A 22,540-nucleotide genomic window follows, 5' to 3' on the forward strand; every position below is an offset into this window, starting at 1 on the left:
CCGCGCACACAGCAAGCGCGGGGCCCGTCGTCGTGCGGTTCTGCGGTCCGCGGTCCGCGGTCCGCGGTCCGGCGTCCGGCGTTCGGCGTTCGTTCTCTGACAGGGTGGTCGTATGACGACGACGTCGACCCTCACCAACCTGCGCGAGGTCGGGGGACCGGGCCTGCAGGACGCCCGACCCCGCACCGTGTACCGCGCGAACACCGAGCGCGTCGGTGCCGACGCCTACCCGCCGGGACTGACGACCGTGGTCGACCTGCGCCGCGACGACGAGGCCGCCCGCGTCCCGCACCCGCTCGCCACGACCGACGGCTACCGGCTCGTCCCGCTGTTCGACCCGTCGACCGTCGAGTCCGGCGCCCGGGCCGTCCAGCTCGAGGAGCAGTACGTCGACTGGCTCGAACGACACCGCGCCGGGATCGCCGCTGCGTTCCGCGCGATCGCCCGGTCCGATGGCGATGTCCTCGTCTGCTGCTCGGCCGGCAAGGACCGCACCGGCGTCGTCAGCGGGCTGCTCGCCCGTCTGTGGGGCGCATCGATCTGGGCCGTCGGCGACGACTACGCCGCCAGTGCCGCCGGCCTGGTCGACCGGTTCGCCGCGGAACGCGCCGCGAGCACCGATCCCGAAGCCACCGCGGTCGCTCAGCGGTGCGTGCCGGAGACGATGACCACCGTGGTCCGGCACGTCGAGGCGCGCTGGGGGAGCGTCGCCGGGTACCTGCGTTGGCTCGGGGTGACGGACACCGAGGTCGCCGCGCTCTGACGGACGTGCGTCGTCCCCGTGGCTCGCCACGTGTTGTGGACGCCACCGCGGACGGGAGGCACGGTGCGCGTCCGACGCGCACCGTGCCTCCCGGTCGTTGCCGGTCTGCGGGCCGCACGCGCTTGCGTGGGTCGCTCCCGCTTGCGTGGGTCGCATGCGCCTGCGTGGCCCGGCCGCTCTATTGGTCAGCTCACCAGGCGTAGTCCTCCGGCGAGGTCTCGTGCCCCGGGAAGATCTCGTCGAGCCGATCCAGCGCACGCTGGTCGAGGCGGATGTCGACGGCGCGGACCGCGGACTCCCACTGCTCCATCGTGCGGGGGCCGGTGATCGGCGCGGTCACGCCGGGCTGGTGGAGCAGCCACGCCAGGGCCAGCTCGCCCGGCGTGTGCCCGAGCTCCTTCGCGAACGACTCGTAGGCCGTCAGCTGGTCGCGGTGCCCCTCGACGTACTCGGCCGAGCGGCCGGACAGGCGACGCGAACCGTTCTCGGTCTTCTCGATGACGCCACCGAGCAGACCGCCCTGCAGCGGCGACCACGGGATGACGCCGAGGCCGTACTCGCGGGCGGCGGGCAGGACCTCGCGCTCGATGTCGCGGACGACGAGGTTGTAGATCGACTGCTCGCTGACGAGGCCGAAGGTGTGCCGGCGCTTCGCGGCCTCTTGCGCCTGGGCGATGTGCCAGCCGGCGAAGTTCGACGACCCGACGTACAGGACCTTGCCCTGCTGCACGGCGACGTCGATCGCCTGCCAGATCTCGTCCCACGGGGTCGCACGGTCGACGTGGTGGAACTGGTAGAGATCGATGTGGTCGGTCTGCAGGCGCTGCAGGCTGGCGTCGAGCGCCTGGCGGATGTTGAACGCGCTGAGCTTGCCGCCGTTCGGCCAGTCGATCATGTCGCCGTAGACCTTGGTCGCCAGGACCGTCTTCTCACGACGGCCGCCGCCCTTCGCGAACCAGCGGCCGATGATCTCCTCGGTGGCACCCTTGCCCACCGAGCCGCCGTAGCCGTTGGCGGTGTCGAAGAAGTTGACGCCGAGCTCGTGGGCCCGGTCCATGATGGCGTGCGAGTCGTCTTCAGTGGTCTCCGGGCCGAAGTTCATCGTGCCGAGCACTGCTCGTGAAACCGACAGCCCTGTCCGTCCGAGATGTGTGTAGTCCATGGGTACGGTCTACGCGCTCCGAGTGGCACCGTGCCAGGCCCTGGGAGTACCGGTTCTGCATCGTGCAACGGTGCGTTCTGCGTCGCTGCGTCGCTGCGCCGCCGCATGCCGTCGGGGGCATGTTCTGGTTCGGATGAGGAGTACCGTGACGCTGGTGAACACCCCAGCACTCCGTGGCAGCCGGATCCTCGGGTTCGGTCACCACCAGCCCGAACGCATCCTGACCAACGACGAGCTCTCGACCATGGTCGACACCAACGACGAGTGGATCCGCACCCGCACCGGTATCCAGACCCGGCACATCATCGGGCCGGACGACACCGTCACGTCGATGGCGATCGAGGCGGGCCGCAACGCCCTCGCCGACGCAGGCGTCGCGCCCTCGGCCGTCGGACTCGTCATCGTCGCCTCCACGACCCACCAGGACCGCGCGCCGTACACCGCCGGTCGGGTCGCAGCTGCGCTCGGCATGACGAACGGTCCCGCGCCCATCGACATCAACACCGCCTGCAGTGGCTTCGAGTACGCGCTCGCCCTCGCCGACCAGTCGATCCGCGTCGGGTCCACCGACGTCGCGCTCGTCATCGGTTCGGAGACCCTGTCCGCGATCGCCGACTGGACGGACCGCTCGACGTGCGTGCTCGTCGGCGACGGGGCCGGTGCCGCGGTGCTCGGTGCCGCCGAGACGCCCGAGATCGGCCCGGTGTCGTGGGGCAGCGTGCCGCACCTGCTCGACGCGGTGCGGGTCGAGGGATCGCCGGGCCGCTTCAACCAGGAGGGCCGCTCCGTCTACCGCTGGGCCATCACCGAGGCAGAGGGGCACGCGCGCAAGGTCGTCGAGGCCGCCGGGCTCACCCTCGACGACATCGAGGTCTTCGCGTTCCACCAGGCGAACCTGCGGATCATCGAGCCGCTCGTCACCGCACTGGGCGGTGAGTCCAAGTTCGTCATCCGCGACGTCGTCGAGTCCGGGAACACCTCGGCCGCCAGTGTGCCGCTCGGGCTGTCGAAGGCCTGGGCCCGCGGCGACCTGCCCGAGGGCGTGCCGGCGCTGCTGTTCGGCTTCGGTGGCGGCTTCGCGCACGCTGGGCAGGTGGTCCGGACGCCCGTGCGGTCGTTCTGAGCGGGCTCGGTCCCCGGCTCAGCGTTCGGGGGTCTCCGACCAGAGGTCCTCGTGCTTCGACGAAGCCCGGCGCCTGCCGATTTGCTGCTGCCCGGCCTTGTTCAGCTGCTTGTCCTTGGACCGCTTGTCCTTCGGCTGCTTTCCCTTGGACCGCTTCTCCTTCGGCTGCTTGTCCTTGGACCGCTTCTCCGGCTTGGGTTCGAGCACGATCGGGAACTGCGCCGACGGCGGCCCGAACCCGGTCCGTGACGCCTGGATGACCTTCCGCCCGAGGGCGTGGTTCCCGAGACCGCCGACCGCCGCCCCGATCCCGAACGGCAGGGCACGGCCGAGCACCGACGTGCCCTGACGCACCGCGAAGCGCTTGATGAACTGGTCGCGGACCTGCCCGCCGATGCCGTTCACCATCTGCTTCGGCAGTGACGAGGTCACCATCTCGCCCCAGAAGGCCGTGCGGACCTGGCCACCGGCGATCTGCCCGCCGAGCTGCTTGATGAGCTGTGTTCCCGGAGCACCGAGGATCATGGCCATCACCAGGGTCCGCGCCCGCTCGGGGTCGTCCAACGCGATGCCGTGCACCTCGGTCACCGACTGGGCGAACAGTGCCGTCGTCTCGAGGAAGCCGATCGTCTCCGCACCGCTCAGGCCGAGCGCAGCCACCATCCCCACCCCCGGGATGACGGCGCTCGCCCCGACCGCAGCGCCACCGGTGGTGACCGCGGTGAGGTACTGCCGCTCGAGGATCTGGATGACCTCGGCCGGAGTCGCGTCCGGCTTGCGGCGACGGATCGCGTTGACGTGCGCCACGACGACGGGACGCTGCACACTGATCGCACGGTCGAGCCACTTGACCCATCCCGCGGGCTGCTGTGTCTGTGGAGTGCGGGCGTCGTCGGACATGGGGGAGACCTGGGCGTTCGGCAGGGGCACGATCGCCTGGTCCTTCGGGGAGCGGGCCATACGCTCACCGTACGCCGGGCATGTGGGAGGCTCGCTGGATGGACATCCCCCGTTCTGTCAGTGCGCTCGACGCTGTCCGCCGGGTCGGTGGGTTCCTGCCGGTCGCCGACGTCGTCGACCTGATGCCCGAGGTCCTGGTGCTGGACCCCTCGTCGGTGCTGATCGGCGCCGACGTCGAACTCGAGCGTGGGGTCGTCCTGTACCCGGGGACCGTGCTCGAGACCCGTGCCGGCGGCTCGATCTCGGTCGGGGCAGGTTCGCGGCTCGGTCCGGGAGCGGTCGTCATCGTCGCCACGGCGGCTCGGGTGACCATCGGCTCCGGTGTCGAGTTGGGACCGGGCACCGTCACGATCACGGCGACGGGTGTCGATGTCGGCGTGGGGGACGGCGCTCGGTTGTCCGGCGGCTGCGTGGTCGAGGGCCCAGCCGTCCTCGGTGCCGGCTCGCAGGTCCTCGGAGCGGTCAGCGTTCGCGACGCCGTGCTCGGTGCCGGCGGGGACCACGGTGAGCCGGATCCCGATCGCCGTGCCGGGGTGGTGAAGGGCGTCGGGCGGGTGCACGGCGCGCGGGTGGGGGTCGGCGAGGTGGTCGTCGGAGGAGCGGTCGTGGGACGAGGGACGCCCACGACGTCGCTCGTGGTCGAACGGCAGCGTGCACACCACCCGGACGCTCCCAGCAACTGAGCTCGAGCCGGCCACCGGGCGGGGGCACCTCCGCCTCACCGACACGGCACACCCACCCGGCGCAGTGCTGCACGGACGCGGTCGGGCTGCATCAGGTCGGTCCATGACAGCCGGACCACGAACCGGACCTCGGGAAACGACCGGATGAAGTCCTCGCGCCGCTTCTCCCGCCAGTGCGCGTCAGCCGTGGTCCGCCCCTCGAGCATCACCGGGTCCTCGTACTTCGCGCGGCCGTCGACCTCGACCACGACGCCCTGCTCCGGGAACCAGAAGTCCACGATCGCCGCTCCGCTGTCGGACCGTCGGAACTCGTGCTGCTGCACCGGCTCCGGCGCCCCGATCTGCCGGAAGCGCACCCGGCACACCGACTCCGCCGGCGACCCCGACAGCCCCGAACCCATCCCGATCGCCACCCCCGCCTTCGTCTGCGCCGAGCCCCGCAGCTCGAGATCAGCGGCCAGCGCCTCGGGCGTCGTCCGCCGATCGGCGAGCAGTTGGTCCACGACGGGCAGCGACTCGAGCAACGGACGGGTTGCAGCGACGTCCACCGCGCTCCGCGCCCACCCGGTGGTCCGCAGTCCGCCGGACTCGATGTACGCGTTCGGTGGTCGCGCTGCAGTGCCGTGCCGGACGAACCAGGCGGTCACGCGGGTGTGGGTCGTCGTCGGATCGGACAGGTGCACCTTCACGGGCACGTCCCCGACCAGTGGGAGCCCGAGCACGGCACATGCCGACTGGTGCGAAACGAGATCGGTAGCGCGGATGCGGTGGAGTGATGCTCGGACGAGCACGTGGTGTCGTTCACCAGAGTGGAGCTGTTCGAGCGCCCCGGGCCGCACCAGCACGCCCGGTCGGATCCGCTCGAGGACACCACGGCGGACGTCACGCTCGAGGGCGCGCCGTTCTGCACCCGGGAGCCCGGTCGTGCGGATGAGGTCGATGTCGTGCGCTCTGCCCATGCCCACAGGCTGGCCGAGGTGAGTCGGCCCGACAGCCCCGCGGCCACGATCTGTGGACAGGCGAGCTGAACCGCAGCGTGTGGAGGAACGGAAGCGATCCCTTCGTGTGCACCTTGCGACGATGCACGTGTTGATCACCTCGTGCTCTGTCGACTCATGCACACGCAACAGTTGCGTGCGCATGTTCCGACGACCCACGAGCCGATCGACTCGTGGATCGTCGCAAAACGGGTGCGGCCGCCGCCCGGCCGGCCGCCGCCCGCTACGCCCGCGCGAGCTCCGCCCGCAGCGGCAGGTCCTGGTCCTCCAGGATGAGCTGCGCGCCCTCGGCGGTCCGGGCGTTCACGACGATCGGCGCGAGCAGGTTGACCGTGGTGCCCGCGGCGCCGGGGTTCGCCACCACGAGCAGCATCGCGTCGGCGGGGTCGGTCAGTCCGAGCCCAGCGGCCTGCTCGTCGGTGAGCTCCGGCGCGTACGACGGCAGGTGCACCGCGGCGTCGAGCACGAACAAGCGCGAGGAACCCCCGACCAGGGTGAACAGACCATCGGCACCGGACACCGGCGTCAGCGTGAAGGCCGACGCGGGGGACAGGCCGAACGGCGGGACGGCGAAGGTCAGGGAGATGCTCATCGGAGGTAGTCCATCAGGGTCGGCTGCAGGACCTTCGCGGTGACGGCGAGGGCTGCCTGGTAGTTGGTCTGCTGCACCTGCAGGTCGAGGACGGCCTTCGCGAGGTCGAGGTCCTCGATGCCGGCGCGGCGGTTCTCGAGCGAGACGGACGCGGTCTTCAGCGAGTCCTGGGCTGCCAGCGCGCTGGCGTGCCGGACACCGACGTCGGCCTGGGCGCCGCGGACGGCCCCGAGCGCGCCGTCGACGTCGTTGATCCGCGCGTTCACGTTCACCCCGTTCTGCAGGTCGCTGACGATGGAGTCGAGCACGCCGAACACCGACGACGCCCCGGTGCCGAACACGTCGGCTCCTGCGGTGTCGACGCGCACGGTGGTGCCGTCGCCGATCCGGCGGGAGACGTCGGTGCCGGAGGTCGCCCAGCCCGACGCCGGGTCGTACGCGGCGGCGGCGGTCGAGGCCCCGGCGAAGACCGAGCGGGTGCCGTACGTGGTGTTCGCCCGTGCCTCGAGGTCGGACTTCAGCGACTGGAACTGCGTGATGAAGGCGTCGCGGTCGGTGTCGCTCATGGTGCCGGAGTTCGCCGCCTGCACCGTCAGGTCGCGCACGCTGTTCAGCACCGAGTAGACGCTCGACAGCGCGCTGTCGGTCGTCGCGAGCCACGCCACGGCGTCGTTCGCGTTGCGCGTGTACTGCGCCGCAGCCGCCTGCTCCTTGCGGACCTGCATCGACGAGGCGGTGCCGACCGGGTCGTCGGACGGCTTCTGGATGGCCTGCAGCGTGGTCGCCTGCTCGGTCAGCTGCGCGACCTTCGCCGCACCGGCCTGCAGTCGTGCCGACGCTGCGGTCATCGACATCTGGGTGGTCACCCGGGTGATCACGATCAGCCCCTCCCGACGAGTCCGACGCGGTTGATGATGGTGTCGAGCATCTCGTCGACGGCGGTCAGGACGCGTGCCGCGCCCTGGTACGCGTGCTGGTAGCTCAGCAGGTTCACGTTCTCCTCGTCGAGGTCGACACCGGCGCTCGACTGCTGCTGGGTGCGCGCGTTGGTCAGGGCGAGTCCGGTGAGCGTCGACTCCGTCGTGGCCGACCGGGAGGCGGTGCCCACGCCCGTCACGAACGTCGCCCAGGCCGCGTCCGCACCACCAGTGCCCGTGCCGAGTCGCGAGAGCGCGTCGGCGAACGAGTCGTCGAGTTCCCCCGCCGCGTTCCGCGTCGCCAGGCCGCTGCCGTCCGTGGGGACGACGGACAGCCCCTGCGCCGCGGGCACACCGGCCGCGAGCGCGAAGAAGGCGGTCCCGGTGGTGCCGGCCGGCGTGGTCCCGGTGGCGTGCACGGCGTTGACCGTGGTCGCGAGCTTCGTCGCGACGTCGTCGTACGCGGCCGAGGCCTGGGCGAGTGCGCCGCCGGTGCCGTTCCCGTTCGCGGGGGCGAGGACGGCCAGGGCACCGCCGATCGATCCGCCGGTCAGGGACACCGCGCCGGCGCTGCCGGAGGTCCAGGTCAGCGTGACCGCGGCGCCGTCGGCGAGTCGTGCCCCGCCACCGAGGGTGACTGCACGGGCATCGGTGCCCTGGACGAGCGGGTTGCCGCCGAGCAGCACGTCGACCGTGCCGTCCGCGTTCGTGCGGGTGGTCCCGCCGGCGAGCGTCGCGATCTGCTCGGTGAGCTGGTCGCGCTGGTCGAGCAGCTCGTTCGCGTTCCCGCCGGAGGCCAGCGCGGTGCGGATCCGCCCGTTCAGGTCGGCGACCTGCTTCGCGGCGTCGTTCAGCTGGGCGACCTGGCCGGCGACGGTGCCGCGGATCGCGGACCACTGGGCGTCGACGGCCTTCGAGCCGGCAGCCAGGGTCGTGCCGACGGTGCCGGCCGCCGCGAGGACCGCACTGGCGGCACCCGGGTCGTCGGGGTGGCTGGCGAGTTCGCTCCACGACGACCAGAACGCGTCGAGCTTGGTGCTCAGGCCGTCCCCGCCCGGCTCGTGCAGCCCGGTCTCGAGGGCGGACAGTGCCGTGGCGCGGGCGTCGGCGTACGCCGAGGACCCCGTGGCGACGCGGACCCCGGCGTCGAGGGTGAGGGAGGCCAGGCGGGCGATGCCGTCGACGGAGACACCCTGACCGGCGAGGGCGGCGGTCCCGCGCATGAAGCCGGTCTGTGTGGCGGGGATCGAGTTCTGCGTGATGCGCTGGCGTGTGTACCCGGCGGTGCCGGCGTTCGCGATGTTCTGGCCGGTGACGTCGATGCCGGCACGGGCCGCGGCGAGACCGGAGTACGCGGTGGCGAGGGAGCCGAAGGTGCTGACCACGGGGTTACAGGGTCCCCTCGAACAGGCGCGCGCCGTCGGAGCCGGAGCCTGACGTGCCCGAGGCGTCGTAGGTCGCAGCGTTCGTGACCGTGCCGGCGAGGGTCTCTTCAGTGGCCTGGGCGGCGGTGCGCAGGAAGCGGTCGTTCTCGTCGCGCAGGGCGCCGATCTGGGTGGTCAGCTCGACCATCGCGGTCAGGTGTGCGGTGAGGATCTCACCCCACGGACCGTTCGGCGCAGCGGCGACGACGTCGCGCAAGGGAGCATCGGCGGCGACGCCCCACTCCTCCGCGACCTCGGCGCTCGATGCGGCGCGCTCGAGGCCGGTGCTGCGGAGGCGCTCGAGCACCTGCTCGACCTCGCGGCTGGCGTGCGACACCCAGCGGGAACGGCCGGCGGTGAGCAGGAGCTGCTCCTCCTCGAGCTTGAAGGTGAGCAGCTCGAGCAGTTCGCGTTCGCGCCAGAGCACGGCAGACAGGTCGTTCACGCTCATCAGCTCCTCCCGTGTGGGTCGTCGTCGGGTGTTCGGGTCGTGGTCGTTCGGTCGTGCGGGTCCACCATCCGGCGGACACCGAGACCTATCGACCCGACGGCGGTGGCCGTAAGCGGCGGGGGACGCGACAAGCGAGGCGGATGTCCCCCGGGCCTCCCGGAACGCACCCCGTACGGGGGGCGAGAACGACCGTTCTACTCGGTGGGTCCCCCCAAATGTGGACCGCGAAACACCGCGAATGCCCCCGCACTGGGGACGGATGAACCCCTGTTCAGGGCTTTGCCAGCCGATACATTCGGAACGCACCACGAGGGCGACCTCGAACCGCCTCTCCGGGGGCGCGGGGTGCACCGTCCGGAGGATCCGGACGGTTCTTCGGCGTACGCACCGGCCATCCGAGGCCGGCGTTCGTCGTGCCCAGGGACGGGTGAGTCGAGACAGTCACGTCAGGTCGATCAGGGGATCAGCATGGACCGCACCGCACGCAACGCGATGATCGTCGAGCACCTCCCGCTCGTCGGCTACATCGTCGCCGACGTCCGTTCCCGAGCCACGCACCTGGACCGCGACGACCTCGCTGCCGTCGGCTCCCTCGCCCTCGTCGCCGCTGCCGACGCGTTCGACCCCACCCTCGGCGTGCCGTTCGGCGCCTACGCCCGGACCCGGATCGCGGGGGCCCTCGCCGACGACATGCGCTCGGCCGACTGGGCGTCGCGTGGGACCCGGAAGCGGATCCGCGAGACCCTCGCCACGCAGGAGGCCCTGTCCGCTCGACTCGGCCGGAGCGTCGGCGTGCAGGAGATCGCGGACGCGATGGGGGTCGACCGGCAGACCGCCTCGGACGCCATGAGCGACGCGGCCCGCATCGTCGCGCCCCTGGACGAGACCGTGCACGACCTCGTCGCCGCCGACCTGCCGCTGCCCGGCGACGACCTGCTCGAGACCGAGAAGCGCCGCTACCTGCGTGCCGCCGTCGAGGCGCTGCCGGAGCGGATGCGGTTCGTCGTCGAGGCCGTGTACTTCGGCGACCGCTCGGTGACCGACGTCGCGGCCGAGCTCGGCATCACGCACTCCGCCGTCTCGCAGCAGCGCTCCGAGGCGATGCGGCTGCTCCGCGACGGTCTCGCCGCGCACTACGGGGACGGTGGCCCGGTCGCCGAACCCGCATCGCGCACCACGGCCGCACGCCGCAGTGCCTACCTCGCCAAGGTCGCCACGAACGCCGCGGCCGGTGTCGCGCGTGCCGTGCACGACGCGACCGCGCCCACGGCGGTCGTGGCGAGCTGAGCCGTCGGCGGAAACTTCTCCGCCGATTCCCTAACGACTCCCGGCACCCGGTCGAGAGTCATCCACGTCAGCCCACGGACGGGCTGTAGTACGACCCAGAATTCACGGAGGAAACCACCATGGGTATGTCCATCAACACCAACCTCTCGGCACTCAACACGTACCGGAACCTCAACTCGACGCAGAACGACCTGTCGAAGTCCCTCGAGAAGCTCTCGTCGGGTCTCCGCATCAACCGTGCTGCCGACGACGCGGCCGGTCTGTCGATCTCCGAGGGGCTGAAGTCCCAGGTCGGTGGCCTCACGGTCGCCGCCCGCAACGCGCAGGACGGCATCTCCGTCGTGCAGACCGCTGAAGGTGGCCTCACCGAGACCCACTCGATCCTCCAGCGCATGCGCGACCTGGCCGTCCAGGCCGGTAACGACTCGAACAACGAGGACTCGCGCAAGGCGATCACCACCGAGGTCGGCGAGCTCACCAAGGAGCTCACCCGCATCTCGCAGTCGACCAACTTCAACGGCATCAACCTGCTCGACGGCTCCGCCGGCACCGCAGGCGTCCTGAAGTTCCAGGTCGGCGCCAACGGCGACGCGGCGAGCCAGATCGACGTCGACCTGTCGAAGTCCAACGTGGAGTCCGTGTCGACCGCGGTCGGCGCGCTCACCTTCGACAGCGCGACGAACGCTCAGGCCGCCATCACCGCGATCGACGAGCAGATCAAGTACGTGTCCTCGGCACGTTCGAGCATCGGTGCTGTCCAGAACCGCTTCGACCACGCCATCAACGTGACGAACGTGGCCAAGGAGAACCTCACCGCTGCCGGTTCGCGCATCACCGACGTCGACATGGCGGAGGAGATGGTCAAGTACACGCGCGACAACATCCTCAGCCAGGCCGGCACGTCGATGCTCGCACAGGCGAACCAGAGCACGCAGGGTGTGCTCTCGCTCCTGCGCTAGCAGTACGGACGCCGCCTTCCGGGATCGTTCAGGTCTCCCGGGAGGCGGCGTCGACCGCATGCGACCTCCGCATCCGACCTCCACCTCGAACCGGCAGGGAGTCCTCGATGTCCTCCGTGTCATCGGCCAGCAGCCTCGCGATCGACGGCCTCGTCAGCGGCCTCAAGACGACCGACCTCATCAACTCGTTGATGACCGTCGAGGGCGTCCCGCAGACGCTGCTCAAGAACAAGCTCACCAGCACCAACTCGTTCATCTCGTCACTGCAGACGATGAACGGCCTGGTGCAGGCCCTCGCGACGAAGGCGAAGGACGCCGCGAAGGCGACCTCGCTCGACGTCTTCACCGCCACCAGCTCGTCCTCCGGCGTCACGGCGGCCACCGGTACGAACGCGAGCGCTGGGTCGGTGACGTTCACCGTCGGCTCGACCGCCGCCGCACAGGTCGGCGTCACCGCGGCGATGACGACCTGGTCCGCCGCGGCGGAGCCGATCACACTGGTCGGCGCCGACGGCACGAAGACGACGGTCACCCCGGCGTCCGGCAGCCTCGACGACACCGTGTCCGCGATCAACAAGTCGGGCGCGGGCATCACCGCCACGAAGGTCGCCGCGGGGACCGACCCCGACGGCACGAAGCGCTACCGCCTGCAGCTCACGTCCGCGAAGACCGGTGCCGCCGGCGCGTTCGAGGTGTACCGGGGGACCGCCGACCAGGTCGCCGCCGGCACCGCCACGAACGTCCTGACCGAGATCGGTGCCGCGGTCGTCACGCAGGCGAAGGACGCCAGCGTCACCCTGTGGGCCGGCACCGCCGCCGAACAGACCGTCACGAGCGCCTCGAACACGTTCACCGACCTGGTGCCCGGACTGTCGGTCACCGTGTCGAAGACGAGCACGGACCCGGTGACCGTCGGCGTCGCCCAGGACACCACGAAGGCCCAGGCCGTCGCCTCCGGACTCGTCGACGCCCTGAACGCCGTCGCCGCCTACTACAAGACGAACACCTCGGTGTCGAGCACGACCAGTGCGACGACCGGCAGCACGTCGACCACGGCGGGCATCCTGGTCGGCGACGCGACGACACGTGACGCGACGCAGCGGCTGACGAGCACGATGTCGACGCCGATCAACGGCAAGTCGCCGTCGTCGATCGGCATCGTCATCACGAAGGAGGGCAACTTCACCTTCGACGCCGACGTCTTCCAGAAGGCGCTGGCCACCGACCCGCTCGGCACCCAGTCGATGCTGTCGAGCATCGCCACGAACGTCGGCGCCGCAGCGACCGCGGTGTCCGACAAGTACGACGGCTCCATCACGACGTCGATCGCCGGCCAGCAGTCGGTCGCGAAGGACCTCACCACCCAGATCGACAGCTGGACCGACCGGTTGACGCAGCGCCGCGCCACCCTGCAGCGCCAGTACTCCGCCCTCGAGACCAGCCTCAGCAAGCTCCAGTCCCAGTCCAGTTGGCTCGCGAGCCAGCTGGCGTCGACGACGAGCTGACGGGAACACCATGACCTTCGACTTCCAGGCCGCCGCCTTCCGCCAGGCCGCACAGCCCCGCACCGTGACCGACCAACGTCGCGCGCAGTACACGAACGAGGCCGTCCTGTCGGCCACGCCGGCGCAGCTCGTCACGATGCTCTACGACCGGCTGCTGCTCGACCTGCACCGCGCCGAGGCCGCCCAGACGAACGCCGACTGGGACGCGGCCCGCGAGCAGCTCCTGCACGCGCAGGCCATCGTCGGAGAGCTGTCGTCGACGCTGCGGATCGACGTGTGGGACGGGGGCGAGGGTCTGCTCGCCGTCTACAACTACGCGTCGACCTCGCTCATCACCGCGAACGTGCACCGCGACGTGCAGGCCACCCGCGACTGCATCCGGATCCTCGAGCCGCTGCGGCAGTCGTGGCACGAGGCCGCGGCGTCGCTGCCGGCGACGCCGGCCCGCGAGCAGGCGACGGGCGGAGCCCTCGGTGTCGCCTGACGCCTGGGAGGCGGCACTCGCTTCCCTGGAGCAGGACGTGACGCTCGACGACGGCACCGGGTGGTCGGAGCCGGCCGGGCTGGGTCCGGTGCCGCGCGAGTTGGTGGGGCGTGCCTCCCGGCTGCTCGCAGCGCAACGCGACCGCATCGCGGAACTCGAGTCGGACCGACGGGCGACGCTCGAGCACCTCGGTGCGCTGCGCGCCGTCGACGCGACCCGCGAGCCGCGCGGCTCGGTGTACCTCGACGCCTCCGCCTGACCCGTCCGCCCCGCTCGACCCGCTACGACATGCTCGACGTCGTACGACATCGAGCGTGTCGCTCGCCCGCGCGTGCAACACCGGGCGGGCGCAAGGTGCGACGGGGTGGTCGTCGTACGACATCGATGCTGTCGTTGCCCGGCGAGCGCAACCGTCCTCAGCGTGAACGGATGGCGTTGGCAACGTGCGACGAGGTGGTCGTCGCACGACATCGAGGATGTCGTCCGACCCCGGACGCAACTGTCTGCGCGTGCACGGTGCGTCATCGTCGAAGTCGTACGACAACGAGCGTGTCGTCGAGCCGCGCATGCAACGTGACGCGTGAGCACGGTACGACGTGATCGATGTCGTACGACAACGGGGACGTCGTTCCACATCGGACGCCGCCGTGCCACCCCCGTTCGGGGCGATGCCTAACGCGGCCGGGGACGGGCACCGATAGCGCCACACGAGCACGGATCGCTCACCAGTTCGGCCACGGATCGGCCACCACCGCTTCGGCGACGTCCCCTCGACGACGCCTGACGAGGGGACCACCGTGTTCGATTCCGTGACGAGCGTCGCGCTGCAGAGCGCACTCGACGGTCTGTCGATGCGCCAGAAGGTGATCGCGAACAACATCGCGAACATCAACACGCCGAACTACCACGCCGAGAAGGTCCAGTTCGAGGACGCCCTGGCGAAGTCGATCACCGACGGCAGCGGCGACACCGCGCCGACGATCGCCCGCAGCCTCGAGCCGACCAACACGAACGGCAACAACGTCAACCTCGACGAGGAGACGCTGTCGAACATCGACACCGTGCTCCGGTACCAGTTCGCCACGCAGGCGATGAACTCCGAGCTCACCAGCGTCCGCGCGGCGATGCGGACCAACTCGTGACGACCTTCGACGCGATCGGCATCGCGAGCACCGGCATGACCGTGCACCGGAAGTGGCTCGACGCCGTCTCCGACAACATCGCGAACGCGAACACCGTGAAGTCGATGGACGACACGGCGTTCCAGGCCCGCTACGTCGAGGTGCAGGAGGGCAACGGTGTGTCCGGCGCCTACGTCAAGGGCGCCGCGTTCGGCAGCGCCGCCGGCCGCGTGACCTACGACCCGGACAACCCGCTCGCGAACGACGAGGGCTACGTCCGCATGCCGGACATCGACCTCGGGACGCAGATGGCGGACCTCATCATGGCCCAGCGCGGCTACCAGGCGAACGCCGCCGTGGTCGACCGTGCGAAGACCGCCTACGAGGCGGCACTGCAGATCGGGAAGAACTGATGCCCATCGACGCCGTCAACGGTGTGACCACCAACGCGATGACGAACGCGCTGACCAGCGTGTCCGGCACGTCCAGCGACAGCACGAGCGCGATCGGCGCTGCCGGCGCGACGACCGACGGCAGCGGCTTCGCCGCGAGCCTCGGCAACGCCGTCGACGGGCTGCAGTCGCTGCAGAGCGACTCGAAGACCCTGGCGCTCAAAGCCGTCACCGGCAACCTCGACGACATCCACGACGCGACCATCGCCGCCACCCGTGCGCAGGTCACGCTCGAACTCGTCTCGGCCGTCCGCAACAAGGGCGTCGACGCCTTCAACGAGATCATGAGGATGCAGGCCTGATGCCCGTCGCCGTCAAGAACGTCTTCGCGCGCCTGTCGGCGTACGTCAAGGGCTTCTCCGCCGCACAGCGCACCATCGCGATCCTGGCGATCGCGGCACTCGTGCTCGGTGGGATCGCGCTGGCGTCGTGGCTCGGCAAGGCCTCGTACGCGCCGCTCTTCACCGGGCTGGCCGCTGCCGACGCGAGCTCCATCACCGACCAGCTGCAGACCGACGGTGTGCCGTTCCAGCTCACCGACGGCGGGGCGACGATCCTCGTGCCGCAGGCGCAGGTGTACTCGGAGCGGCTCAAGGCCGCGTCGAACGGCCTGCCGTCGTCGAACGAGGGCGGCTACTCGCTGCTCGACAAGATGGGCGTGACGAGCTCGGAGTTCCAGCAGGACGTCACGTACAAGCGGGCGATGGAGGGCGAGCTCGCCAAGACCATCGGCGCGATGGACGGCGTGCAGACCGCGACCGTGCAGCTCGCGATCCCGGAGAAGTCCGTGTTCGTGTCCGAGGAGAAGGACCCGACGGCGTCGGTGTTCATCGCCACCGAGAACGGCACGCAGCTCAGCACCGACCAGGTGCAGGCGATCGTGCACCTGACCAGCGCCGCGGTCGAGGGCATGCAGCCCACCGACGTCTCCGTCGTCGACGCCAAGGGCCAGACCCTGTCGGCCGTCGGCACCGGTGCCACCGGCAGCGGTACCGACCAGGCCGCCGACTACGACGCCGCGACGAGCAAGAAGATCCAGGACCTGCTCGACACGACCCTCGGCGTCGGCAACGCCACCGTCGTGGTGTCCGGCACGATGAACCAGGAGTCCGGCACCCGCACGTCCGAGAGCTTCGCCACCCCGACCTCCGGTCCGGTGGCCCTCAACGAGTCGAGCACCACCGAGGAGTACGGCGCCGGCTCGGGTGCGTCGAGCGGTGCGACCGGGGTCCTCGGCCCGGACAACATCGCCGTCCCGAACGGCACCGCCACGACCGGCACCGGCGACGACGGCTACAAGAACGACTCCGCGACGAAGAACAACGCCGTCGACCACACCACCGAGACCACCCAGATCCCGGCGGGGTCCCTCGACCGGCAGACCATCTCGGTCGCGCTGAACTCGAAGGCCTCTGCGGTGCAGAACGCCAACCTGCAGAGCATCAACGACCTGGTGTCCGCCGCCGCCGGTGTCGACCAGGCCCGCGGCGACCAGGTCAAGGTCGCGATGATGGACTTCGACACGAGCGGCGCCGACCAGGCCGCGAAGGCCCTCGAGGCGCAGCAGAAGGCCGACCAGCAGGAGTCGCTGTGGGCCTCGATCCGCACCGCCGGCATCGTCATCGGCAGCCTGCTCGCGCTCATCGCGATCATGTTCGTCATCGCCCGCCGCAGCCGGAAGCAGGAGCGCGAGGCCGTCGACCTCGGCGAACTCGACGCCTTCGCCGGCGAGACGTTCCAGCTGCCCCTCGCGGTGGACGGCGCGGCCGACCGTGCGACCCTCGGAGCCAGCGACGCCCCGACCGCCGTGCTGTCGACGATGCCCGCCGGCGACCCGCCGACCGAGGTGCTGACCACCGAGGAGATCACGGCCGAGCGCCGCCGCCAGGACATCTCCGCGCTGGCCGAGCGCGACCCGAAGCGCACGGCCGAGCTCCTCCGCGGGCTCCTCGACGACCGGGCCGGCGTGTGAGCGGCCTGGTGCCGATGGGCGGCAGCACGGGCGGCAGCAGCGGCGCCGGCGCGAGCGCCCGCGACCTGACCGGCGCCCAGAAGGTCGCGCTCATCCTGATGCAGATGGACACCGACCGCGCGGCCGAGGTCATGAAGCAGTTCACCGAGATGGAGGCCGAGGAGATCTCGGCCGAGATCGTCCGGATGCGCCGCGTCGAGGACACCGTCGTCGACCGGACCATGAGCGAGTTCCACCGCCTCACGATGCACGGTCGCACGCAGAAGCGCGGCGGCAAGGAGACCGCCCTCGGGCTGCTCGAGGCGTCGTTCGGCGCCGAGCGCGCCGCGGGCGTGATGGACCGGCTCGCCTCGAACCTGGCCGGCCAGTCGTTCGACTTCCTCGACGACGCCGAGCCCGGCCAGGTGATCACCCTGCTCGAGGGCGAGCTGCCGCAGACGATCGCCCTCGTCCTCGCACACCTCGGACCCGGTCAGGCGAGCGCCGTCCTGGCCGGCGTCGACGAGCGCGTCCGCACCGACGTCGCCCAGGCGTTCGCGACGATGGGCAGCGCGACCCCGGAGGCCGTCGGCATCGTCGCCGGTGTCCTGCGCCAGCGTGCCGGCGCCGTCGTGTCCCCGCGCGAGAGCGTCGAGGTCGTCGGCGGCATCGCACCACTGGTCGACATCATCAACCGCTCCGACGTCGCCACCGAGAAGGCCGTGCTCGACGGGCTCGAGGCGCGCGACCCGGAGCTCGCCGAGGACATCCGTTCGCGCATGCTCACGTTCGAGGACATCGTCAAGCTCGAGTCCCGCGACATCCAGCAGGTGCTGCGCGGCATCGACTCGAAGCTGCTCGCGACCGCCATGAAGGGCGCAGCCGGCGCCGTCGTCGAGACGATCCGCGCGAACGTCTCCGAGCGCAACCGTTCACTGCTCGACGACGAACTGCAGGCCATGGGCCCGGTCCGGGTGTCGCAGGTCGAGGAGGCGCGCGCCGAGGTGGTCCGCTCCGTGCGCGAGCTCGAGGCGCAGGGCGTCATCACCGTGCACCGCGCCGAGGAGGACGAGCTCGTTGACTGACACCAGCACCACCGTGCACCGCGTCGGGTTCCCCGCCATCGGCGTCCCCGCCGGTCGCGACCTCGCGTCCGCCGCGGACGTCCGCGGGCACGCTGCCGGCTACACCGCGGGGCTCCGCGCCGCACAGGCCGAGACGGACGCCCTGCGCGCCCAGCTGCGGGCCGAGCACGACGCACTGACCGCGTCGCTGCGGGCGGACACCGTCCGCCGCATCGCGGTGCTCGACGCCGCGACGAACGCCATGCTCTCGACGATCGCACCCGTTCTCGACGACGCGGAGGCCTCCGTCGCCAGCGCGGCCGTCGACCTGGCCGAGGCGATCGTCGGGTACGAGATCCGCGCCTCCCGTCCGTCGGTCGGTCCCGATGGCGACCGGGAGGCCCGGATCGCGTCCGGCGCCGAGACCACCGTCCGGCGGGCCCTCGCGTCCATCGACCGCACGGTCCCGGTGGCCGTCCGGCTCAGCCCGGCGGACGCCGCCCGCGTCGCCGACGTCGACCTGCCCGTGCCCGTGGTCGCGGACCCCGCGCTGTGCGACGGCGACGCCGTCGTCGACCTGCCCCAGGGCATGCTCGACGCGCGCATCGCCACGGCGCTCGACCGTGCCCGCACCGCACTCGGTGTCGAGTCGTCCGGCACCTCCGGGGGTGCCGCATGACCGCCACGCTCCTGCGTCCCCGCGGCCTCGACGACGCCGTGCGCCGGGCCGCTCCGCAGCGCGTCGGTGTCGTCACGAGTGCCGTCGGCCTCGGCCTGACGATCTCCGGGCTCGACGCGCACGTCGGCGAACTCGTGTCGGTCGGCCGCGAGGGCTCCGAGTCGACCACAGTCGAGGTCGTCGCCACCGACGCGACCGGGGTCCGCTGCATGCCGCTCGGCCGCCTGACCGGGATCACCGCCGGGACGCCGGCGCGCACCACCGGCCGCCCGGTGCTGGTGCCGACCGGTGCCGGTCTGTTCGGCCGCGTGCTCGACGGCCTCGGTCGACCGATCGACGACCGGGGACCGCTCGCCGGTGCCGGTGGCGAGCCGGTCGACTGGGTGCCGCTCGACCACGCGACACCGAGCGCCATGGCGCGCACCCGGATCGACACCCCGATGCAGCTCGGCGTGCGGGTGCTCGACACGCTCACCACCGTCGGTCGCGGCCAGCGCATGGGGCTGTTCGCCGGCTCCGGCGTCGGCAAGTCGTCACTGCTGTCGATGATCGCGCGGGGGAGCGACGCCGCGGTCAACGTGATCGCGCTGGTCGGGGAGCGTGGTCGAGAGGTACGGGAGTTCCTCGAGGACGACCTCGGACCCGAAGGCCTCGCCCGCTCGATCGTCGTCGTCTCGACCTCGGACGAGCCCGCGCTCATGCGCCTCCGTGCAGCGTTCGTCGCCACCCGCATCGCCGAGTCGTTCCGCGACGCCGGCCAGGACGTCGTGCTCATGATGGACTCGCTCACCCGCGTCGCGATGGCGCAGCGGGAGATCGGGCTGTCCGTGGGGGAGCCGCCGGCCACCCGGGGCTACCCGCCGTCGACCTTCTCGGTGCTCGCCGGACTGCTCGAGCGTGCCGGTACCGACCGGGTCGGCAGCATCACCGGGATGTACACCGTGCTCGTCGACGGTGACGACCACAACGAACCCATCGCCGACGCTGCCCGGAGCATCCTGGACGGTCACGTGGTGCTCGACCGGAAGCTCGCCATCACCGGGCACTTCCCGTCGGTGGACGCCCTCGGCTCGGTGTCCCGTGTGGCCTCGAAGGTGACGAGCCCGGCGCAGCGCGGTGCCGCGACGACGCTGCGGAAGGTGATGGCCGCGCGCGCCGCCGCCCAGGACCTGCTCGACGTCGGCGCGTACCAGCGCGGCTCGAACCCGCTCGTCGACGCCGCGGTCGACCACCAGGGCGTGATCGACGCGTTCCTGCGCCAGGGGATGGACGAGCGGGCGACCGCCGACGCGTCCTGGCAGCACCTCGGTGGCCTCGTGCAGCAGCTGGGGGTGTCGTGATGGCCCGCCGGTTCCCGCTCGCCGGACTCCTGCGCCTGCGCCACACCGAACAGGACCGCGCCGCCGCGTCGCTCGCCACCGCGAACGAGCGCGTCCGCGAGGCCGCCGACGCCCGGATCGCCGCACGCCGCAGCCTCGCCGACGCCGAGGGCGCGCAGCCGATCGAGGACGCCGCGACCCTGAGCGCCGTCGCCGCCGCACGGGCCGCGACCCGCGGGATGCTCGAGGAGCTCGACGCCGTGGTCCGCACCCGCCGCGCGGACGCCGACCGGGCACAGGACGAGTACACCGCCGCACGCCGTGCCGCGGTCGGACTCGAGAAGCTCGAGGGCAAGCACGCCGCCGATCAGACCGCCGAGGAACTCCGCACCGAGCAGAACGCCCTCGACGAGATCGCGGCACGACGCCGCACGGAAAGTGGTGCCCGATGAGCGTCGAAGCCGTGCTCTCCCGGATCTCCGAGATCCGGTCCCAGATCGACACCCTGCGCGGTGGCTCGGCAGTCGCGACCGCCGGGTCGTCGTCCGCCGGGTCGTCGGCCGCATCGTCGAGCGCCTTCGCCGATGCCCTGGCCACGGCCACCGGGACCACCGGCACCGGCACCGCGACGGCTGCTGCCGGCGCCGCGGCGACGACCGGCACCGTCCCCGCGACCTCGGTCGACGCCGGTGCGGGCACCATCGCCACGGGCAGCGGGGCCACCGGGTCGGACGTCGTCGCGGACGCGAAGAAGTACCTCGGCGTGCCGTACGTGTTCGGTGGCACCACGACCGCCGGCATGGACTGCTCGGGCCTGGTGCAGACCGTGTTCAAGGACCTCGGGGTGACCATGCCCCGGGTCGTGCCGGACCAGGCGAAGATGGGCGTCGAGGTCGGCTCCCTGAAGGACGCGCAGCCCGGCGACCTGATCATCCCGAAGGGCGAGGGCCACGTCGTCATCTACGTCGGTGACGGGAAGGTGCTGCACGCACCCCGCCCCGGCAAGGACGTCCGCATCGTCGACAACTGGTACTCGGACGCCGACATCGCCACGATCCGCCGCATCGTGCCGGCGCAGGCATCGGCCCCGACCGCGGCGACGACGGCCACGAGCAGTGCTACCGACCTGCAGACGGCCGCGCTGCTGTCCATGATGCAGTCCGGGAGCGCCGCATGAGCCTGACCATCGCCACCCAGCCGTCCTCGGCGCCGTCGAAGGCCGCCACCCCGGCCCGTGCGACCGACCCCGCCGGGGCCGGCTCGTTCGACGCCGCCCTGACCGCCGCCGCCGCCGCCGCGACCGATCGTCGTGCCGGCGACCGGGCGACGGCGCGCACGGACCGTGCCGACACGTCGACCGACGACGGCACCACGCCCGAGACGCCGACCACGCCGGTCGCGGACCCGGCCGCCACGGCTCCGGCCGCCGACCCGCAGGCGCTGCTGCTCGCCGGACTGGTGCCCACGCTCACGTCCGTGCCCACGCCGTCGACGGCCCCGGCGACGGCCCCGGTCGAGGCGGGCTCCACCGAGGACCCCGCGACGGCGGCCCCGGCCGCGATCGAGTCCCCGGTGACCGGTGCGGTCGCGGCCCCGGCGAGTGCGAGGGCGAGTGCCACGGCCGCACCGTCCGCGACTCCCGTGCCCCCCGTGCCGCCGACAGGCGCTGACGCGGCTGCAGGCGCAGCGCCGGTCGAGCCGACCCCGGTGGCGACGACGCCCGCGACGCCCCCGGCCGATGCCGCCCCGATCGCGGCCGCGCTGCCCGGGGCCGCCACCGCGCAGCCGGGTATGGTCCCGTCCACCCCGGGCGACGTCGGACCGGCCACAGCCACAGCCGCTGCCGCTGCCGCTGCCGCTGCCGGTGCACCCGCTGCCGCTGCCTCCACGACCGCCGCCGGGACGACCGCCGCACCGACCGCAGCCGCCGCACCGCTGGCGGCGGCGATCCCCGCACCGATCGCACCCGCCAACCCGACCGCGCCCACCAACCCGACCGTGGAAGCCGGCCCGGCGAGCGCCACCCCCGTCGTCGTCACCTCCGTCGCAGCGACCGCCGCACGCGGTGCCCAGACCGGCCACGGGACGGAGCAGCAGGCGTCGACGGCGGGTGATCCGGGCCTCCCGGTCGGCCTGCCCACACGCGGTGGGGAGACGCCCTTCGTCCTGCCCACGACGCCGACGACCGCGCCCGCCGCGGCGGCTCCGTCGGCCACGGCCGCACCGCTCACCCAGCAACTCGCGCGGCCGGTGTTCTCGCTCGCACAGGCCGGCCCCGGCGAGCACGTCGTCACCGTGCAGGTCGTGCCGGACAGCCTCGGACCGGTCACGGTCCGCGCGCACGTCACCGCGCACGGCATGCACGTTGAGCTGTTCGCGGCGTCCGAAGCGGGCCGCGACGCGGTCCGCCAGGTGTTGCCGGAGCTGCGGCGCGACGCGTCCGGCACCGGGCTGAGCACGACGCTCGACCTGTCGTCGCAGAACCACCCGGGCGAGTCGCCGGGTCGCGACCAGCGTCCGGCCGACGGCCGCCAGCGTGCGGAGACCGGCCTGGAGGCGCGACGCACCCCCGCCACGCAGCCCACCTCCGCCACCACCACCTCCACCATCCGCACCGCGGGACTCGACGTCCTCGCCTGACCGGCT

The 22,540-nt window shown here is 71.8% G+C and carries 25 protein-coding genes; 18 read left to right on the forward strand and 7 right to left on the reverse strand.

Annotation, left to right across the window (positions count from 1 at the left end):
• Positions 1 to 112: 112 nt before the first annotated feature.
• A complete protein-coding gene (locus tag ITJ59_RS04830) occupies positions 113 to 763 on the forward strand; it encodes a tyrosine-protein phosphatase (RefSeq protein ID WP_194649998.1) in 651 nt (216 codons plus the stop codon).
• Positions 764 to 953: 190 nt separating this feature from the next.
• Here the strand turns inward: ITJ59_RS04830 and ITJ59_RS04835 are convergent, their stop codons facing one another.
• Positions 954 to 1,925 (reverse strand): aldo/keto reductase, encoded by a 972-nt coding sequence (locus tag ITJ59_RS04835; protein ID WP_194649999.1) that lies wholly within the window; start codon positions 1,923 to 1,925, stop codon positions 954 to 956.
• 154 nt (positions 1,926 to 2,079) lie between these two features.
• Between ITJ59_RS04835 and ITJ59_RS04840 the strand changes: the two genes are divergently transcribed.
• A complete protein-coding gene (locus ITJ59_RS04840; RefSeq protein WP_323749400.1) occupies positions 2,080 to 3,048 on the forward strand; it encodes a beta-ketoacyl-ACP synthase 3 in 969 nt (322 codons plus the stop codon).
• An 18-nt stretch (positions 3,049 to 3,066) separates the two neighbouring features.
• Here the strand turns inward: ITJ59_RS04840 and ITJ59_RS04845 are convergent, their stop codons facing one another.
• Positions 3,067 to 4,008, reverse strand: coding sequence for a hypothetical protein (locus tag ITJ59_RS04845; RefSeq protein ID WP_194650001.1), 942 nt, complete (start codon positions 4,006 to 4,008; stop codon positions 3,067 to 3,069).
• A 38-nt stretch (positions 4,009 to 4,046) separates the two neighbouring features.
• Here ITJ59_RS04845 and ITJ59_RS04850 point away from each other — a divergent pair, with 38 nt between their 5' ends.
• Positions 4,047 to 4,691, forward strand: a complete 645-nt coding sequence (locus ITJ59_RS04850) for a hypothetical protein (protein WP_194650002.1) — start codon at positions 4,047 to 4,049, stop codon at positions 4,689 to 4,691.
• 35 nt (positions 4,692 to 4,726) lie between these two features.
• Here the strand turns inward: ITJ59_RS04850 and ITJ59_RS19350 are convergent, their stop codons facing one another.
• The 5 genes from ITJ59_RS19350 to ITJ59_RS04875 form a co-directional block, all read right to left on the reverse strand.
• Complete coding sequence (locus ITJ59_RS19350) at positions 4,727 to 5,650, reverse strand: hypothetical protein (protein ID WP_194650003.1); 924 nt, start codon at positions 5,648 to 5,650, stop codon at positions 4,727 to 4,729.
• Between the two features lie 262 nt (positions 5,651 to 5,912).
• A complete protein-coding gene (locus ITJ59_RS04860; RefSeq protein ID WP_194650004.1) occupies positions 5,913 to 6,281 on the reverse strand; it encodes a flagellar assembly protein FliW in 369 nt (122 codons plus the stop codon).
• Complete coding sequence (gene flgL / locus ITJ59_RS04865) at positions 6,278 to 7,159, reverse strand: flagellar hook-associated protein FlgL (RefSeq protein WP_194650005.1); 882 nt, start codon at positions 7,157 to 7,159, stop codon at positions 6,278 to 6,280. Before flgL ends, ITJ59_RS04860 begins: the two co-directional genes overlap by 4 nt.
• 2 nt (positions 7,160 to 7,161) lie before the next feature.
• A complete protein-coding gene (flgK, locus tag ITJ59_RS04870; protein WP_194650006.1) occupies positions 7,162 to 8,583 on the reverse strand; it encodes a flagellar hook-associated protein FlgK in 1,422 nt (473 codons plus the stop codon).
• A gap of 4 nt (positions 8,584 to 8,587) precedes the next feature.
• A complete protein-coding gene (locus ITJ59_RS04875; protein ID WP_194650007.1) occupies positions 8,588 to 9,073 on the reverse strand; it encodes a flagellar protein FlgN in 486 nt (161 codons plus the stop codon).
• A gap of 468 nt (positions 9,074 to 9,541) precedes the next feature.
• Between ITJ59_RS04875 and ITJ59_RS04880 the strand changes: the two genes are divergently transcribed.
• From ITJ59_RS04880 to ITJ59_RS04950, 15 genes are all read left to right on the forward strand, one after another.
• Positions 9,542 to 10,360 (forward strand): sigma-70 family RNA polymerase sigma factor, encoded by an 819-nt coding sequence (locus tag ITJ59_RS04880; protein ID WP_194650008.1) that lies wholly within the window; start codon positions 9,542 to 9,544, stop codon positions 10,358 to 10,360.
• A gap of 119 nt (positions 10,361 to 10,479) precedes the next feature.
• Positions 10,480 to 11,319: a flagellin gene (locus ITJ59_RS04885; RefSeq protein WP_181437623.1), complete on the forward strand. Its 840-nt coding sequence runs from the start codon at positions 10,480 to 10,482 to the stop codon at positions 11,317 to 11,319.
• A 107-nt stretch (positions 11,320 to 11,426) separates the two neighbouring features.
• Positions 11,427 to 12,824 (forward strand): flagellar filament capping protein FliD, encoded by a 1,398-nt coding sequence (gene fliD, locus ITJ59_RS04890; protein WP_194650009.1) that lies wholly within the window; start codon positions 11,427 to 11,429, stop codon positions 12,822 to 12,824.
• Positions 12,825 to 12,834: 10 nt separating this feature from the next.
• Complete coding sequence (gene fliS / locus ITJ59_RS04895; protein ID WP_194650010.1) at positions 12,835 to 13,308, forward strand: flagellar export chaperone FliS; 474 nt, start codon at positions 12,835 to 12,837, stop codon at positions 13,306 to 13,308.
• Entirely contained in the window at positions 13,298 to 13,567 is a 270-nt protein-coding gene (locus ITJ59_RS04900; RefSeq protein ID WP_194650011.1) for a hypothetical protein, read from the forward strand. The genes fliS and ITJ59_RS04900 overlap by 11 nt, the downstream gene beginning before the upstream one ends.
• A 538-nt stretch (positions 13,568 to 14,105) precedes the next feature.
• Entirely contained in the window at positions 14,106 to 14,450 is a 345-nt protein-coding gene (locus ITJ59_RS04905; RefSeq protein WP_194650012.1) for a flagellar basal body rod protein FlgB, read from the forward strand.
• Positions 14,447 to 14,842 (forward strand): flagellar basal body rod protein FlgC, encoded by a 396-nt coding sequence (locus ITJ59_RS04910; RefSeq protein ID WP_323749401.1) that lies wholly within the window; start codon positions 14,447 to 14,449, stop codon positions 14,840 to 14,842. Before ITJ59_RS04905 ends, ITJ59_RS04910 begins: the two co-directional genes overlap by 4 nt.
• Positions 14,842 to 15,183, forward strand: coding sequence for a flagellar hook-basal body complex protein FliE (gene fliE, locus ITJ59_RS04915; protein ID WP_194650013.1), 342 nt, complete (start codon positions 14,842 to 14,844; stop codon positions 15,181 to 15,183). The genes ITJ59_RS04910 and fliE overlap by 1 nt, the downstream gene beginning before the upstream one ends.
• A complete protein-coding gene (gene fliF, locus ITJ59_RS04920) occupies positions 15,183 to 16,853 on the forward strand; it encodes a flagellar basal-body MS-ring/collar protein FliF (RefSeq protein ID WP_194650014.1) in 1,671 nt (556 codons plus the stop codon). The genes fliE and fliF overlap by 1 nt, the downstream gene beginning before the upstream one ends.
• A gap of 14 nt (positions 16,854 to 16,867) precedes the next feature.
• Positions 16,868 to 17,917, forward strand: coding sequence for a flagellar motor switch protein FliG (fliG, locus tag ITJ59_RS04925; RefSeq protein ID WP_194650381.1), 1,050 nt, complete (start codon positions 16,868 to 16,870; stop codon positions 17,915 to 17,917).
• The gene (locus ITJ59_RS04930; protein ID WP_194650015.1) at positions 17,910 to 18,575 is read left to right on the forward strand and encodes a hypothetical protein; all 666 of its coding nucleotides are present in this window, start codon (positions 17,910 to 17,912) and stop codon (positions 18,573 to 18,575) included. The genes fliG and ITJ59_RS04930 overlap by 8 nt, the downstream gene beginning before the upstream one ends.
• Positions 18,572 to 19,915, forward strand: a complete 1,344-nt coding sequence (locus ITJ59_RS04935) for a FliI/YscN family ATPase (protein WP_194650016.1) — start codon at positions 18,572 to 18,574, stop codon at positions 19,913 to 19,915. Before ITJ59_RS04930 ends, ITJ59_RS04935 begins: the two co-directional genes overlap by 4 nt.
• The gene (locus ITJ59_RS04940; protein WP_194650017.1) at positions 19,915 to 20,346 is read left to right on the forward strand and encodes a flagellar FliJ family protein; all 432 of its coding nucleotides are present in this window, start codon (positions 19,915 to 19,917) and stop codon (positions 20,344 to 20,346) included. Before ITJ59_RS04935 ends, ITJ59_RS04940 begins: the two co-directional genes overlap by 1 nt.
• A complete protein-coding gene (locus tag ITJ59_RS04945) occupies positions 20,343 to 21,071 on the forward strand; it encodes a C40 family peptidase (RefSeq protein ID WP_194650018.1) in 729 nt (242 codons plus the stop codon). Before ITJ59_RS04940 ends, ITJ59_RS04945 begins: the two co-directional genes overlap by 4 nt.
• Positions 21,068 to 22,534, forward strand: a complete 1,467-nt coding sequence (locus ITJ59_RS04950) for a flagellar hook-length control protein FliK (RefSeq protein ID WP_194650019.1) — start codon at positions 21,068 to 21,070, stop codon at positions 22,532 to 22,534. The genes ITJ59_RS04945 and ITJ59_RS04950 overlap by 4 nt, the downstream gene beginning before the upstream one ends.
• The last annotated feature ends 6 nt before the right edge of the window (positions 22,535 to 22,540 follow it).

Source organism: Curtobacterium sp. VKM Ac-1393, assembly GCF_015350995.1.
GTDB lineage: Bacteria > Actinomycetota > Actinomycetes > Actinomycetales > Microbacteriaceae > Curtobacterium.